The organism is Burkholderia sp. BCC0419, assembly GCF_902830285.1.
GTDB lineage: Bacteria > Pseudomonadota > Gammaproteobacteria > Burkholderiales > Burkholderiaceae > Burkholderia.
The window spans coordinates 248,105-262,425 of the sequence record NZ_CADESR010000008.1; the positions used below are offsets into that span (position 1 = coordinate 248,105).

Genomic DNA, 14,321 nt, shown 5'->3' on the forward strand with positions numbered 1-14,321 from the left:
ATGCTGCATTGAAGTCGATGGGTGAACGGAGAATAGGGCGCGGACCGCATGGCGGCAATTGGCCAATCGGATAATGTGCGCGATTATCGTTCAATTCCGTGCGATTATCGAACGATTTTCGGGTTTGCACTAAGCAGCGCGACGATATCCCGTTCGGCCGGGGTGTGCCGCCGTGAACGATCTGGTTAAAATCTGCAGCATCGACAACTCGCCCGTTCGGGGCGGAGGCGAGGCCGCCGCATCGGCCGCGCATGCCGCACGCGACAGGCACCATCCCCCATCGACCGCATGCCCCCGGAGACTGGAATGCCCGGCAATTCCCACCCCTTGTCCAGCGATACGCCGCCCGTTGCCGATCCGGCCGCCAATCCGCTCGGGATGGCCGGCCTCGAATTCGTCGAATTCGCGGCGCCCGTGCCGGAAGCGCTCGCGCAACGCTTCGAGCAGTTCGGGTTCAAGGCGATCGCGCGGCACGTCAGCAAGAACGTCACGCTGTACCGGCAAGGGCAGATGCATTTCCTGATCAACGCCGAGCCCGATTCGTTCGCCGCGCGCTATGCGGAGGAGTACGGAATGGGCGTCTGCGCGATCGGGTTGCGCGTGGCGAACGCCCGGCGCGCGTTCGAGCGCGCGATCCAGCTCGGGGCGTGGGCGTTCGAAGGCGAAAAGGTCGGCGTCGGCGAGCTGAAGATTCCGGCGATCCAGGGCATCGGCGATTCGCACCTGTATTTCGTCGACCGCTGGCGCGGGCGGGACGGCCAGCGCGGCGGCGTCGGCGACATCTCGATCTTCGACATCGATTTCCGGCCGATCGACATCGCGACCGCGCATACCGATCTCGATTGCGCGGGCGTCGGCCTGCAGCAGGTCGACCACTTCACGCAAACGGTCGGCGCGGGCCGCATGCAGGAGTGGCTGGATTTCTACCACGACCTGCTGCATTTTCGCGAGATCCACCAGATCGACGCGCACTGGCATGTGTCGGAGGAATCGCGCGTGATGGTGTCGCCGTGCGGCGCGGTGCGGATTCCGGTCTACGAGGAAGGCACGCGGCGCACCGAGCTGATGCATGCGTACCTGCCCGACCATCCGGGCGAGGGTGTGCAGCACGTCGCACTGGCCACCGACGACATCCTGTCGTGCGTCGATGCGCTGCGTGCGAACGGCGTGGAGTTCATCGAGCCGCCCGCACGCTATTACGACGACGTCGACGCGCGGCTGCCCGCGCATGGTGTCGATCTCGACGCGCTGCGCCGCCGCGCGGTGCTGGTCGACGGCGAGATCGGCAGCGACGGCGTGCCGAGGCTGTTCTTCCAGACCTTCATCAAACGCCGCCCCGGCGAGATCTTCTTCGAGATCGTGCAACGCAGGGGGCACCACGGGTTCGGCGAGGGCAACCTCGCGGCACTCGCCCGCGCGCGCGACGCCGGCTGAATGGGCAGGCGCAGGCGGCCGGCACGCGGTTCGGGGCGGGGGCGTTCGATGTCCGTATCTGCGTCGGCGTAGCGGTTTCGGTCCTGTTGGGACTGCCCTCGACCGAGGGCTGAAGTATTGAAGAGAAGACCGACAGCCCGTTGCGGCCGGTCGATTCGTCACGCCGGATCGGCCGCCGCGAGCTTGCGGCTTTGCCGACGCATGCCCGCGAAGATCGCGTCTGCCACGTCCGCCGGAAAATCCGCCGGGATCTGCGCGGCGGCTTCGGCAATCGCGGGCTCCGTCCGTGCGGCGACGGCCGCCATTGCGGCGCGCACATCGTCTTCGGTCAGGCCGACGCGCCGGCCCTGTGCGACCCAGTGGCGCGGCTGGATTTCGCCGATCACGTAGTGCCGGTTCTTCCCGCAGACGGCCATCGCAAGACGTGCGCGGCGCGGCGGAATCTGGTTGCGGCGCGTACCGATGATCGGATGCGCGGACAGCACGTCGTACAGCGGCGTGCTGCGATAGGCATTACCGGGCAGGTGCGCGATGCTGAAATTCTTCGCGTGGCCGTCGATCGCCGCCAGCACCCAGAACACGAGCTGTGCGACGAAGAAATTCATCCGGTCGCGGGAAGCATCGGCCGAATTCGCGAGGATGCCCATGATCGTCTCGATGCCGGGGCCGCCGTCCGATTCGTATTTTGCCCCCGACGGCGTGCCGGTCGCCTGGCACATGTCCTCCTGCGGCAGTCGCAGAATCCACGAGCCGTCGCGCGACGGACGCCGGTCGAAGCGCTCGACGATCAGCGCCTTCTGGTCGTCGAACCGGCCGATCTCGCACGGCGCGACCGACAGGCCGTACGCGGCGACGAGCTTCGAACACAGCCATTCGTTTTCGACGGACGTGCGCATGTCGGCCTGCATGTTGCCGACGCGCCCGAGCGGAAGCTTGAAGATGTGTGTCGTCGGCGTGCTGCCCGACGGCCGCAGCCAGCGGTTGCGCTGACGCAGCAGCGCGGTCTTTTCCTGCGCGCCGGCAATCGACAGACGCAGGTCGGCGTCCTGCTCCGCGCGGCCGGGCAGCGGCGTGGCGGTCGCATGGCGCAGCACGTCGGCAACGGCTGCGTCGTCGAGCATCGCGCCTTCGATTGCCTCGAGATCGACGGGGGTCTCCCCGGGCGGCAGCATCTGGATCGCGCCGACGCAATCGCGGCCGATCGACGCGAGCAATTCGAACGGCGCCGTCGATCCGAGCCGGTAACGCTGCGCGATGCGGCGGCGGATCGGCTCGCTGTCCGGCAGCAGGTTGTCGAAGTAGTCAGCCACGATCGCGCCCTGGTGCGGCTGGTTGCCGGGCGTGAAGGGCAGCGACAACGACAGGGGCCGGCCCTGGGGATCGTCGAGCCACTCCGGCAGATAGACGAGACGCTCGACCCCGCGCCGGATTTCCCAGTACCCGACAGGAATGCCGTTCATCCACAGGTCGAGCCGGTCGTGGCGGGCGCGTGCGGCCATCGTCACCAGTCCTCCCGCTTCGACACGCGTGGCCTCGCCCGAGTCGTCGCTGCCGGGCGCTTCCGCGTGGCGTCAACCGCGGCTCCGGTCGGGGCTTTGGCGGCCGTCGTGCCACGCTTGCTAGCGACCGGCTTGCGCGCCGCCGGCTCGGCACCGGAGGCCAAATCAGCCGCTTCCGCCGGCGCATCCCGTTCGTCCAGGCGGAGCATCATGCGAACGCCGAGCGCATTCAGCACCTTGAAAAGCCGTTCGATGCTGACCGCCGACGGGTTGGCTTCGAGCTGGGCATAGGATTGCTGGGTGATGCCGAGGCGGGCGGCCAGTTGCGCCTGCGTGAGCCCCGCGGATTTCCGGAAGCCGACGAGTATCGGACGCAACTGGGTCAGGGTCTGAACAGGAAAGGCCATCGGGCGCTCCGCGAGATGACAGGCGATCGTTTGTAATCGGAAAATACAGTCTATGGTATGTATTGTAAAAATACAAATCATAGCCTGTATTAACAAAAAACAAGCGGAAGCCTGTTACGCGGAACCAGATCGGTCATCCGCCCGCGGAGGCGCACACGACGCCCGCGCATCGGCCCATCATGCCGCACGCAGCGAATTCACCTGCACCGCCCTGCACGCTTCCCGGATCGTCGTCTCCGAGCGGAATGAACGTCATGATCTCCAGGTCGTGCCCCGGCAACGCCGGCAGCCGAAACGGGCTCGACAGCACGTTCAGCCGCCGCGCGCGAGGTCGCGCAGGATCTGCGCCCCGAACCCCGTCGCGCATGCGGCGCGGCTACCCGCATTCACGACCCGCGCGTCGATCGATTCGCCCAATCGGCCAATGCCGGCCACTGCGCACAGCCGCGCCGGATGAATCCGGCGCCCGTGCGGATCACGAGCGCGCCGATCGCGAGCGCGGCCAGATCGTCGAGACGACCGAAGCCGAGCAGCGCCGCACTCATCGCGAGCGCCGCGAGCAACGACGACAGCGCATCGGTCCGCACGTGCCAGCCGCTCGCCTCGAGCAGCGCGGAGCCGGTCTCGCGCGCCTTGCGCAGCATCCAGTACGACAGCACGGCCTTGCCGGCGAGCGTGACGGCAACCAGCGCGAGCGCGGTCGCGCCCGGCTGCACGACGGGCGGCGTATCGAAGCGGGTCAGCGCATGCCAGATCATCTGCGCGCCGGTCGCGGCCAGCAACGCGCCGAGGCCCGCGAGCGCGAGCGGCTCATAGGTCGGGCGACGCTCCGGCGGCAGGCGCGCGTCGAACCGGCAAGCGACGAGGATCAGCGCATCGGCCGCAAGATCGATCGCGGCGTGCGCGACGTCCGCGAGCAGACCCGACGAATGCGCGGACCATGCCGCCGCCGTTTCGACGGCGAGCAGCAGCAGGTTGATCGCGAGGCTGACGGCGAGGGCGCGGGACGTGGCTGCGTAAACGTGGGGCGTGGCGCGCGACGGGCGCTGCATGGCGGATCGCTTGTCGGAATCGGGGACGGCTTCGAACGTTACCGGCCGACGGTGGCACGCGAATGACAGGCGAAACGGAGGCGCTGGGTGAGGCGATCCCCTTACCGATAACCCGTAGCGCTCACCGCTTTCGATCGTGCTGAAAAATTACAGCGCGTGTTCATGGGTAGCGAATTCGGCGGCCTCGCATGAGGCTGCCACGCCATCGACGCAGGCCGCTCAAGCGAGGCCGGAATTGCACGTCTCCCACCGAACAACTCTCGACATTATAGAAATAATGTCAAACTCACCGCGCCGAATGGTTAAATATCTAACGGTTTACGTTATATTATTTACGAAATTTCCGACGAAACCCGCCATGTCCGATCCCGCTGCCGACGAACCCCGCCTGACCGCCGAAATCGAGCGCCTCAAGGCCGATTTCCCGAAAACGCGCGAGCTGTACCGCGAAGCCTGCGCGCTGCTGTTCTTCCGCTTCGGCATCACGCCGACGGCGAACCGCCTGTACCAGCTCGTTCGCAAGGGCAGCATGAGCACGCCGACGGCTGTTCTCGGCGAGTTCTGGGCCGAGCTGCGGGAAAAGAGCCGTGTGCGCATCGAGCATCCGGACCTGCCGGCCGATCTGCAGGCAGCGGCGGGAGAACTGGTCGCGGCGCTATGGAATCGGTCGAGCACCGACGCGGCCGCCGCCCTCGACGCGCTGCGCACGGAAGTCGAAGCCCAGCGGGCTGCGGCTCAAGCGGAGGTAGCGACGTTGCAAGCCGAGCTGGCCCGCACCGAAACCGCGCTGGAGCAACGCACGGCCGCGCTGCTGGCCGCGCAGGTCCGCATTCAGGAACTGGAGCAGGCGAGGGCGGCGGACGATGCATCGCGGCAAGCGCTGCAAGCGGATATCGAACGCCTGAAGGCCGACAACGCGGAGGGCGACCGTGCACTCGCCGAGGCCCGCGCGGATTTCACCACCCAGCTCGACCGGTTGCGCGACGATGCCGGCCGCGCCGAGGAGCGGCTGCGTGCATCGGAGAAGCGGGCGCTTCAGGAAATCGATCGCGAGCGGCTCGCCGCCGCGCGATTGCAAAAGGAACTCGATGCAGCGACATCGCGCGCGGAACAACGCGATACGCAGCAGCGGAAGGACATGACCGCGCTACAGGCACAGCTCGGCGACGCGCTGCATCGTTGCGGCGTGCTTCAGGGGCAGCTCGACGGCGCACTGGCGACCGAGGCGGCGCGCGGCAACGAACTCGAGGCGCTGAGGCGCGAGATGGCGGCGCTGGTACGCCGGCCGCCGTTGCGCGGCGTCAAGACCGTCCCGGCCGCCGAGCGGAGCGAGCGGCGGGCGCGCACGAGAAAGCGCGCCGACGAAGCGCCGCGCTAGCCGCAAGGCCCGCCGGCGTCCCGCGCGTGAAGCAACGCAGGGCGAAAAGCCTGTCACCTGCGCGCCGGCGTCCCCACTCAACTCAACTCAACTCAACACATACCGCGACGGCAGCGGCGGCGCGTCCGCCGGAATCGTCACGAGCGACGTATTCAGCCAGCCTTGCGGCGTGCCGTTCGACTGCGCATACGCGCCGACGTACGGCATCATCCGCGTCGTCTGATAGACCTGCGGCGTCCAGCCGGGCGGCGCGAGGAAGATCGACGTCGCGCGCTTCTCGCTGTACGCGGATGCGCCGTACGTCGAGATGTTCCACAGCGTCTGCTGATACGTCGCGTAGTCGGCGTTGTGACGCGAGCCGCCGGCCTGCCAGCCTTCGAGCTGGATGAACGTGTTGTACGTGCCGGCGCCCGCAAGCAGGTCGTTCACCGTGCGCCCGTACAGGAACGACAGAATCAGCCCGCAGTTCGCCGGCGCGAAATCGTTGCCGACGCTCAGGTAATAGCGGCCCGTCGTGTTCACGACCGATGCGTAGTGCGAATTGCCGATATCCGTCGACGTCGACAGCCCGCTCGCACCCATGAAACTGTCGAAGGCCTGCATCGTCACGCCCGCCGGCAGGTCGCTGGTCGCGCTGATGGCGACGAGGTGCGAACCGGCCCCCAGCAGCGTCAGGAACGCGGACAGCGTCGCCGCAACCCAGTTGCCTTGCGCATCGACGAACGGAAACGCGCGATACCCGGTCAGCGAGAAAACCGCCGGATCGGAACCGGCCTGCCACACGATCTGCGGCACCCACATCGTCAGCGGGCCGGCGTTCGAGGCGCTCGACACGTACTGCTTCAGCGCATCGATCAGTTGCGCATCGGCGCCGGGCAGCACGGTGTACGACGCGCCGTTCTGCCAGCGCCGCACCCATTGCGCGACGAAGCCCGCGAGCTGGCCGCCGGTGAAATCGGCCGGCGGCACGTAGCCGAGCGAGCCCGTGCCCTGATAGGCGGACTGGATCGCCGCGGCCGTGCGCACGTTGCTGCCGAACATGCTGTTCGCGAAATCCTGGCAGTTGTTGGCCGGCGGCGTCGCGAGCTGCGCGAGCGGGACGACCCATGCACCGTTCGCGGTCGCGACCCCGCGATACAGGTTGAGATTCGCGATCGAGTCGTGACCGGGAAACGTCGCGGCGTCGGCGCCTGACACGTAACCGGCCGACGGCGTGACGCTGACGGTGGTCGGCTGCGAGCCGAACGGATGCGTGTACGCGATCGCAAACGATGCGTCGCCGCCGGCGAGGCTGAACGACCCCGTGCAATCGCCCCAGCTGTTCGACGCGCTGACGGCCGTCGATTGTCCTGTCGCGACCCGCGCTTGCGATGCCTGCGGCGTCGAGCCGCTCTGGCTCGCCGCATTGCCGAACGCGAGCGTCGTCGACGGAATCGCGTTGACGACGTTGATCGTGATCGAGCGGTCGGCAATGCCGTAGCTGCGTGCGGACGTATCGGCGGCGCAGGCGGCAGCGAACGACGACGCGGCGGCCGGACTGCCGTCGCCGCCGCAGGCAGCCAGCGAGCCGACGAGCGGCGACAGGGTCAGCGCGGCGCCGCGCTGGATGAAGCGCCGGCGGTTCGGCGCGGCCGGGCGGGCAGGTTTCGAAGCGGTCATGGGGCGTTCCTGGTCACGGGTTCGAGAGGCGGTAACGGTCCGGCGCATTGCACACGTGTGCAATGCCGGCCGCATCCTCGCGGTCGCCGGCACATGCGCCGCGCATATTTATGCGGGAGATCGATGAAATGCCCGCGACGAAACCGAGTCGCTGATGTGACGCATCGCGCGCCGACGCCACGGACAGGCAAGGGAAGCGCCGGCCAGGCATTGGGCCCGCGACGGGGATCGGGTAAAGTGCCGCTCAACATGCCGGTTCGACGTTACTAGACGACCGGTCTAATCGTTGCTACCATACGCCATCATGAATGCATCTTCAGGCGCCGAAGTCCGCCAGCACATCCTGAACATCGCGAAGCCGATCATGCTCCACAAGGGGTTTTCGGCGGTCGGTCTGAACGAGATTCTCGCCGCGGCGGGCATCCCGAAGGGCTCGTTCTACCATTACTTCGGCTCGAAAGAGGCATTCGGCGAAGCGCTGCTCGAATCGTATTTCGAAGGCTATCTCGCGCATCTCGACAACCTGCTCAAGCAGCAGGCCGGCACGGGCGCCGAGCGCCTGATGACGTACTGGGGCAACTGGCTGCACACGCAATGTGCGGACGATCCGGAAGGCAAGTGCCTCGCTGTGAAGCTCGGCGCGGAAGTGTCGGATCTGTCCGAAGCGATGCGCGCGGTACTTCGGCAAGGCACCAGCCAGATCATCGAGCGGCTCGCGGGCGGCATCGAGGCCGGGCTCGCCGACGGTTCGCTGAGCGGAGTCGACGATCCGCCGCACACGGCCGCGATCCTGTACGAGCTGTGGCTGGGCGCGACGCTGCTCGAAAAGATTCACCGCAACCGCAAACCGCTCGAAAGGGCGATGGTCGAAACGCGGCGCATGCTGAACCTGCCGCCGGCCGCGCCCGACGGCGCGCAGTCGTAACCCGGGCGCGCATGGGCGCGCCTTGTTTTTGCCGCGATCCTAGACGACTGGTCTACTCAATCATTCATGACGAACGCTTCACGCCGCGTTACGCTGTCCCGATCGTTCCAACCGCCTGCCTGCGACCGCACGGCCCGACCGCCGATGCCGCCGCGGGCGCGCACTTCCCGCTGGTCCATCCCTGATCCGCTCGTGCCCACGAAGCACGTTCATTCCTGTTGACGGAGGCTCACATGCCGCAAAGCAAGACCGCAAACCGCCAGATCGTCCTGAATTCGCGCCCGGTCGGCGCACCGACGCCGGACAACTTCCGCGCGGAAACCGCTGACGTGCCGGTGCCCGGCGCCGGCCAGGTGCTGCTGCGCACCGTCTGGTTGTCGCTCGACCCGTACATGCGCGGCCGGATGAGCGACGCGCCGTCCTATGCGCCGCCGGCCGAACTGGGCCAGCCGATGGTCGGCGGCACGGTCAGCCGCGTGGTGTCGTCGAACCTGCCGGCGTTTCGCGAAGGCGATCTCGTCGTCGCCGGGGCCGGCTGGCAGGACTATGCGCTGTCCGACGGGCGCGACCTGATCCCGCTCGGCCGCGACTTCGCGCACCCGTCGTACGCGCTCGGCGTGCTCGGCATGCCGGGCTTCACCGCGTACACGGGACTGCTGAAGATCGGCGAACCGAAGGCCGGCGAAACCGTGGTCGTCGCGGCCGCGAGCGGCGCGGTCGGCGCGGTGGTCGGCCAGATCGCGAAGCTGAAGGGTTGCCGCGTGGTCGGCGTCGCGGGCGGCGCCGACAAGTGCGCGTACGTGACCGGCACGCTCGGCTTCGACGCGTGCGTCGACCATCGCGATTCGGCGTTCGCCGCCAAGCTGAAGGACGCGTGCCCGAACGGCATCGACGTTTATTTCGAGAACGTCGGCGGCGCCGTGTTCGACGCGGTGTGGCCGTTGCTGAACGACCATGCGCGCGTGCCCGTCTGCGGGATCATCGCGCATTACAACGACGCGGCATACGACGACAAGGCTTTGTCGACCGGCCGTGACCGCGTGCCGGCGCTGATGGGCGCGATCCTGCGCAAGCGCATCCGCGTGCAGGGCTTCATCATTCTCGATCACTATGCAACCGGCTATGCGCCGTTCCTGAAGGACATGAGCGAGTGGGTCGCGCAGGGCAAGGTGAAGACGCTCGAGGACGTCGTTCCCGATCTCGCCGACGCGCCGCAAGCGCTGATCGGCTTGCTCGCCGGCAAGAATTTCGGCAAGGTCGTCGTGCGAGTCGGCCCGGACGAGCTGGCCTGACCTCTCCGCTCGGCGACATACAACCGCTGCACGCTGGCGTCGCGAGACGCCGGCTTGTGGCATGCTCGTTTCCGTTTTCAAAGGAGTCGAAAAAATGGCGCTTCACGTGATTGCTTCGCTGTTCCTGAAACCCGAACACGCGCAGGCCGCCGAGGCCGAACTGCGCAGCATGGTCGCCAAGACGCGCACCGAACCGGGCAACCGGCGCTACGACCTGTTCCGCGAGCAGGACGGTTCGCCGAACCTGCATCTGTATGAGATCTACGACGACCAGGCGGCTTTTGACGCGCACCTCGCGAGTCCGTATTTCGGCGAATTTCGCACGAAATCGGCCGACTGGTTCACCGCACCGCCGGTCATCAAGGTGCTGTCGGGCATCGACGTGGCCGAGTAACGACGCAGGCAGGCAGCACCACCGCCGCGGCTCGCCCGCTCCCGGGCCGCGCGGCACCCGTTGCGCACGACGCAACGGCGACGACGACCATACGGCGCAGCGCGCCCCGTTCGCGCCGCTTCCCCAATACAACGGCCCCGGAGGCTGAATGATCACCCTCAACATCAACGGCGAGACCCGCTCGGTCGACGCCCCCGACGACATGCCCTTGCTCTGGGTGCTGCGCGACGTCGTCGGCCTGACCGGCACCAAGTTCGGCTGCGGGATCGCACAATGCGGCGCGTGCACCGTGCATCTCGACGGCGTGGCCGCGCGTTCGTGCGTGCTGCCGGTCGCGGCCGTCGCGGGCCGCAAGATCACGACGATCGAAGCTGTCGGCGCGACGCCGGCCGGCCACAAGGTCCAGCAGGCCTGGCGCGAGCTCGACGTCGTCCAGTGCGGCTACTGCCAGTCGGGGCAGGTGATGGCCGCCACCGCGCTGATCGCGTCGAACCCGAACCCGAGCGATGCCGACATCGACGCGGCCATGGCCGGCAACATCTGCCGCTGCGGCACGTACCACCGGATTCGCGCGGCCGTCAAACAAGCCGCGAAGGAGGCCTGACATGTCGAGAGGACTGATCGAAGCAGGCCGGGCCGGCGCTGGTGTGTCGCGCCGCGGATTTCTGAAACTCGGGATGTCGCTCGGCGCGGCGGCCGGCGGCGGCTTGCTGCTCGGCTTCAGCGTGCCGGCAGCGGGCGACGATACGCGCCGCTCGGTGATCGGCGGCGACGCAGCCGAACCTGCGCCGCCCGGCGTGTTCGCACCGAACGCATTCGTGCAGATCGACCGCGCCGGCAAGGTCACGCTGGTGATGCCGAAGGTCGAGATGGGGCAGGGTGTCTATACGGCGCTGCCGATGCTGATCGCGGAAGAACTCGAAGTGCCGCTGTCGAGCGTGACGCTCGACCATGCGCCGCCGAACGAGAAGCTGTTCCTCGACCCGCTGCTCGGCGGCCAGCTCACCGGCGGCTCGACGTCGGTGCGCTACGCGTGGGAACCGATGCGCCGGGCGGGCGCCACGGCGCGCACGCTGCTGGTCGCTGCGGCCGCGAAGCAATGGAACGTCGATCCGGCCAGCTGCCGCGCGGCGAACGGCGAAGTGCAGCATCCGCCGAGCGGCCGGCGCGCATCGTACGGCCAGTTGGCCGACGCCGCGGCGAAGCTGCCGGTGCCGAAGGACGTCGTGCTGAAGAAACCGGCGGATTTCAAACTGATCGGCACGCCCGCGAAGCGCCTCGATTCGCCGGAGAAGGTCGACGGCACCGCGCAGTTCGGGCTCGACGTGCGCCTGCCCGGCATGCTGTACGCGGTGATCGTGAACAGCCCGGTGTTCGGCGGCACGGTCGCGAGCGTCGACGACACGGCCGCGAAGAAGATCCCCGGCGTGCGCCAGATCGTGCGCGTCGACAATGCGGTCGCGGTGGTCGGCGATCACACGTGGGCCGCGAAGCGCGGCGCATCGGCGCTCGTCGTGAAGTGGAACGAAGGCGCGGACGCGAAGGTGTCGACGAAGGATCTGTTCGCGGATCTCGCGCATGCGGCGGCGAACGGCAAGGGCGCGGTCGCGCGCAAGGAAGGCGACGTCGGCAAGGCGTTCGCGAACGCGAAGACGCGCGTCGACGCCGTCTACGAACAGCCGTTGCTCGCCCACGCGACGATGGAGCCCGTGAACTGCACGGTGCACGTACGCGGCGACGGCTGCGAAATCTGGGTCGGCACGCAGGTGCCGACCCGCGCACGCGACACGGCGCAGCAGTTGACCGGGCTGTCGCCGGACAAGATCGTCGTGCACAACCATCTGCTCGGCGGCGGGTTCGGCCGGCGGCTCGAGACCGACATGGTCGGCCAGGCCGTGAAGGTCGCCAAACAGGTCAATGCGCCGGTGAAGGTGATCTGGACGCGCGAGGAAGACGTCCAGCACGACATGTACCGGCCGTGCTACTACGACACGATCTCGGCCGGCCTCGATGCGAACGGCAAGCCGGTCGCGTGGCAGCACCGGATCGTCGGTTCGTCGATTCTCGCGCGCTTCGCGCCGCCCGCGGTCAAGGACGGCGTCGATCCCGACGCGGTCGAGGTCGCGGCCGAGCTGCCGTACGACCTGCCGAACCAGCTCGTCGACTATGTGCGCCAGGAGCCGCGCCACGTGCCGACCGCGTTCTGGCGCGGTGTCGGGCCGACGCGCAGCACGTTCGTCGTCGAGAGCTTCATCGACGAACTGGCCGCGCAGACCAAGACCGACCCGGTGCAGTACCGCCGTGCACTGCTCGACAAGACGCCGCGCGCCCGCAACGTGCTCGACGTCGCGACGAAGGCGGCCGGCTGGGGCGGCGCGTCGCTGCCGAAGGGGCAAGGGCGCGGCGTGTCGGTCATGCATGCGTTCGGCAGCTTCTTCTCGATCGTCATCGACGTCGCGGTGGACGGCGGCGAGGTGCAGGTCAAGCGCGTCGTGTGCGCGGTCGACTGCGGGATGGTCGTCAATCCGAACACGATCGAGGCGCAAGTGCAGGGCGGCATCATCTTCGGGATCACGGGCGCGCTGTACGGCGAGATCACGATCGAGGACGGCCGCGTGGTGCAGACCAACTTCAACGACTACCGGATGATGCGAATCAACGAGACGCCGCCGATCGAAGTCCATCTGGTGAAGAGCGGCGAGGCGCCGGGCGGGATCGGCGAGCCGGGCACGGCCGCGACCGCGGCGGCGCTGTCGAACGCGATCTTCGCGGCCACCGGCACGCGGCTGCGCAAGCTGCCGGTCGGCAACCAGCTGAAAACGGCCTGAGGGGAGGGGACGACCATGCGACATCTCACCCTGAACCTGAACCTGAATGCGCTCCGCGCGTCGTTGCTCGCGCTGTCCGCACTGGTGGCCGGCTCGGCCGCGCACGCCGCGCAGACGGCGCCCGCCGACAGCGCGCTCGTCGCGCGCGGCGCGTATCTCGCGAAAGCCGGCGACTGCGTCGCGTGCCACACCGCGCCGCGCGGCACGCCGTTCGCGGGCGGCCTGAAGATGGTCACGCCGATGGGCGCGATCTACACGACCAACATCACGCCCGACCCGGACACGGGCATCGGCGGCTATACCGAAGCCGATTTCGCCAGCGCGTTGCGCAAGGGCGTCGCGAAGGACGGTCACAACCTGTATCCGGCGATGCCGTATCCGTCGTACGCGAAGCTGAAGGACGACGACGTGAAGGCGCTGTATGCGTACTTCATGCATGGCGTCGAACCGGTGAAGCAGGCGAACCGTCCGTCCGACATCCCGTGGCCGCTCAACATGCGCTGGCCGCTCGCGTTGTGGAATAAGGTGTTCCTCGACACGACGCCGTACGCGGACAAGCCGGCGAAGGATGCGATGTGGAACCGCGGCGCGTATCTCGTGCAGGGGCTCGGTCACTGCGGGTCGTGCCACACGCCGCGCGGCGTCGGCTTCCAGGAGAAGGCGCTCGACGAAAGCGGCGCGGCGTTCCTGTCCGGCGCGGCGATCGACAACTGGTTCGCGTCGAACCTGACCGGCGAGCACAACACCGGGCTCGGCCGCTGGAACGAGGCCGACGTCGCGCAGTTCCTGAAGACCGGCGCGAATCAGCACGCGACCGCGTTCGGCTCGATGGTGAGCGTGATCAACCACAGCACGCAGGAACTGACCGACGACGATCTGGCCGCGATCTCGCGCTACCTGAAATCGCTGCCGGCGGCAGGCGGCACGGGCGCGCCGCCGTACCGCTATGATCCGAAGGCGACGCAGGCCGCGCTGGGCCGACCGGCAACCGATCCGGGCGCGAAGGTGTATAACGCTTACTGCCTGCATTGCCACGGAGTGGACGGGCGCGGTTACGCGCCGCTGCTTGCGCCGCTCGCCGGCAATCCGAACGTGCTCGAGGCCGATGCGTCGTCGCTGATCAACGTGACGCTGAACGGCAGCGACACGCTCGTGATCGGCGGCGTGCCGTCCGCGTATCCGATGCCGGCGTTCTCGAATCAGCTGAACGACCAGCAGATCGCCGACGTGCTGACGTTCATGCGCGCCGGCTGGAACAACGGCGCGCCGGCCGTGCAGGCGGCGGACGTCGCGAAACTCCGCAAGGCGACGGCGGCCGCGCACTGAGCGCGGTGCGCGGCGGAACGATGGCGGGCCGCCGTGCCTGCCGTCGACACCGCCGGGTGCGTGCCTGCCCCGGCGGCCTGGCTTTTTCTGTCAACCGGCGCGCGGCCGTTCGCGGCAGCGCGCGTTT

Annotated in this window: 12 protein-coding genes; 8 read left to right on the forward strand and 4 right to left on the reverse strand. The window is 68.0% G+C overall.

The features are described from left to right. Positions 1 to 306: 306 nt before the first annotated feature. Positions 307 to 1,434: a VOC family protein gene (locus HWW87_RS29380; RefSeq protein ID WP_175823239.1), complete on the forward strand. Its 1,128-nt coding sequence runs from the start codon at positions 307 to 309 to the stop codon at positions 1,432 to 1,434. Positions 1,435 to 1,592: 158 nt separating this feature from the next. On the opposite strand, the gene HWW87_RS29385 is transcribed toward HWW87_RS29380, so the two are convergent. From HWW87_RS29385 to HWW87_RS29395, 3 genes are all read right to left on the reverse strand, one after another. Further along, a complete protein-coding gene (locus tag HWW87_RS29385; protein ID WP_175823240.1) occupies positions 1,593 to 2,933 on the reverse strand; it encodes a type II toxin-antitoxin system HipA family toxin in 1,341 nt (446 codons plus the stop codon). 2 nt (positions 2,934 to 2,935) lie between these two features. After that, a complete protein-coding gene (locus tag HWW87_RS29390; RefSeq protein WP_175823241.1) occupies positions 2,936 to 3,340 on the reverse strand; it encodes a helix-turn-helix transcriptional regulator in 405 nt (134 codons plus the stop codon). A 386-nt stretch (positions 3,341 to 3,726) separates the two neighbouring features. Then, complete coding sequence (locus tag HWW87_RS29395; protein ID WP_175823242.1) at positions 3,727 to 4,392, reverse strand: cation diffusion facilitator family transporter; 666 nt, start codon at positions 4,390 to 4,392, stop codon at positions 3,727 to 3,729. Between the two features lie 358 nt (positions 4,393 to 4,750). On the opposite strand from HWW87_RS29395, the gene HWW87_RS29400 reads away from it, so the two are divergent. Beyond that, positions 4,751 to 5,770 carry a DNA-binding protein gene (locus HWW87_RS29400; protein ID WP_175823243.1) on the forward strand — a complete coding sequence of 340 codons (1,020 nt, stop codon included), beginning with the start codon at positions 4,751 to 4,753 and terminating at the stop codon, positions 5,768 to 5,770. Between the two features lie 87 nt (positions 5,771 to 5,857). On the opposite strand, the gene HWW87_RS29405 is transcribed toward HWW87_RS29400, so the two are convergent. Beyond that, positions 5,858 to 7,429, reverse strand: coding sequence for a hypothetical protein (locus tag HWW87_RS29405; protein WP_175823244.1), 1,572 nt, complete (start codon positions 7,427 to 7,429; stop codon positions 5,858 to 5,860). Between the two features lie 304 nt (positions 7,430 to 7,733). On the opposite strand from HWW87_RS29405, the gene HWW87_RS29410 reads away from it, so the two are divergent. From HWW87_RS29410 to HWW87_RS29435, 6 genes are all read left to right on the forward strand, one after another. Then, positions 7,734 to 8,354, forward strand: a complete 621-nt coding sequence (locus HWW87_RS29410) for a TetR/AcrR family transcriptional regulator (protein WP_175823245.1) — start codon at positions 7,734 to 7,736, stop codon at positions 8,352 to 8,354. 233 nt (positions 8,355 to 8,587) lie between these two features. After that, a complete protein-coding gene (locus tag HWW87_RS29415) occupies positions 8,588 to 9,646 on the forward strand; it encodes an NADP-dependent oxidoreductase (protein WP_175823246.1) in 1,059 nt (352 codons plus the stop codon). Positions 9,647 to 9,740: 94 nt separating this feature from the next. Continuing rightward, positions 9,741 to 10,040 (forward strand): putative quinol monooxygenase, encoded by a 300-nt coding sequence (locus HWW87_RS29420; RefSeq protein ID WP_006482784.1) that lies wholly within the window; start codon positions 9,741 to 9,743, stop codon positions 10,038 to 10,040. Positions 10,041 to 10,188: 148 nt separating this feature from the next. Further along, a complete protein-coding gene (locus HWW87_RS29425; protein ID WP_006479019.1) occupies positions 10,189 to 10,644 on the forward strand; it encodes a (2Fe-2S)-binding protein in 456 nt (151 codons plus the stop codon). A gap of 1 nt (position 10,645) precedes the next feature. After that, the gene (locus HWW87_RS29430) at positions 10,646 to 12,868 is read left to right on the forward strand and encodes a xanthine dehydrogenase family protein molybdopterin-binding subunit (RefSeq protein ID WP_175823247.1); all 2,223 of its coding nucleotides are present in this window, start codon (positions 10,646 to 10,648) and stop codon (positions 12,866 to 12,868) included. Between the two features lie 15 nt (positions 12,869 to 12,883). After that, a complete protein-coding gene (locus HWW87_RS29435) occupies positions 12,884 to 14,194 on the forward strand; it encodes a cytochrome c (protein ID WP_175823248.1) in 1,311 nt (436 codons plus the stop codon). Positions 14,195 to 14,321: the final 127 nt, after the last annotated feature.

Coding starts and splice junctions, on each gene's coding strand:
- HWW87_RS29380 (WP_175823239.1), top strand. CDS start 307: ATGCCCGGCAATTCCCACCCCTTGTCCAGCGATACGCCGCCCGTTGCC.
- HWW87_RS29385 (WP_175823240.1), bottom strand. CDS start 2,933: ATGGCCGCACGCGCCCGCCACGACCGGCTCGACCTGTGGATGAACGGC.
- HWW87_RS29390 (WP_175823241.1), bottom strand. CDS start 3,340: ATGGCCTTTCCTGTTCAGACCCTGACCCAGTTGCGTCCGATACTCGTC.
- HWW87_RS29395 (WP_175823242.1), bottom strand. CDS start 4,392: ATGCAGCGCCCGTCGCGCGCCACGCCCCACGTTTACGCAGCCACGTCC.
- HWW87_RS29400 (WP_175823243.1), top strand. CDS start 4,751: ATGTCCGATCCCGCTGCCGACGAACCCCGCCTGACCGCCGAAATCGAG.
- HWW87_RS29405 (WP_175823244.1), bottom strand. CDS start 7,429: ATGACCGCTTCGAAACCTGCCCGCCCGGCCGCGCCGAACCGCCGGCGC.
- HWW87_RS29410 (WP_175823245.1), top strand. CDS start 7,734: ATGAATGCATCTTCAGGCGCCGAAGTCCGCCAGCACATCCTGAACATC.
- HWW87_RS29415 (WP_175823246.1), top strand. CDS start 8,588: ATGCCGCAAAGCAAGACCGCAAACCGCCAGATCGTCCTGAATTCGCGC.
- HWW87_RS29420 (WP_006482784.1), top strand. CDS start 9,741: ATGGCGCTTCACGTGATTGCTTCGCTGTTCCTGAAACCCGAACACGCG.
- HWW87_RS29425 (WP_006479019.1), top strand. CDS start 10,189: ATGATCACCCTCAACATCAACGGCGAGACCCGCTCGGTCGACGCCCCC.
- HWW87_RS29430 (WP_175823247.1), top strand. CDS start 10,646: ATGTCGAGAGGACTGATCGAAGCAGGCCGGGCCGGCGCTGGTGTGTCG.
- HWW87_RS29435 (WP_175823248.1), top strand. CDS start 12,884: ATGCGACATCTCACCCTGAACCTGAACCTGAATGCGCTCCGCGCGTCG.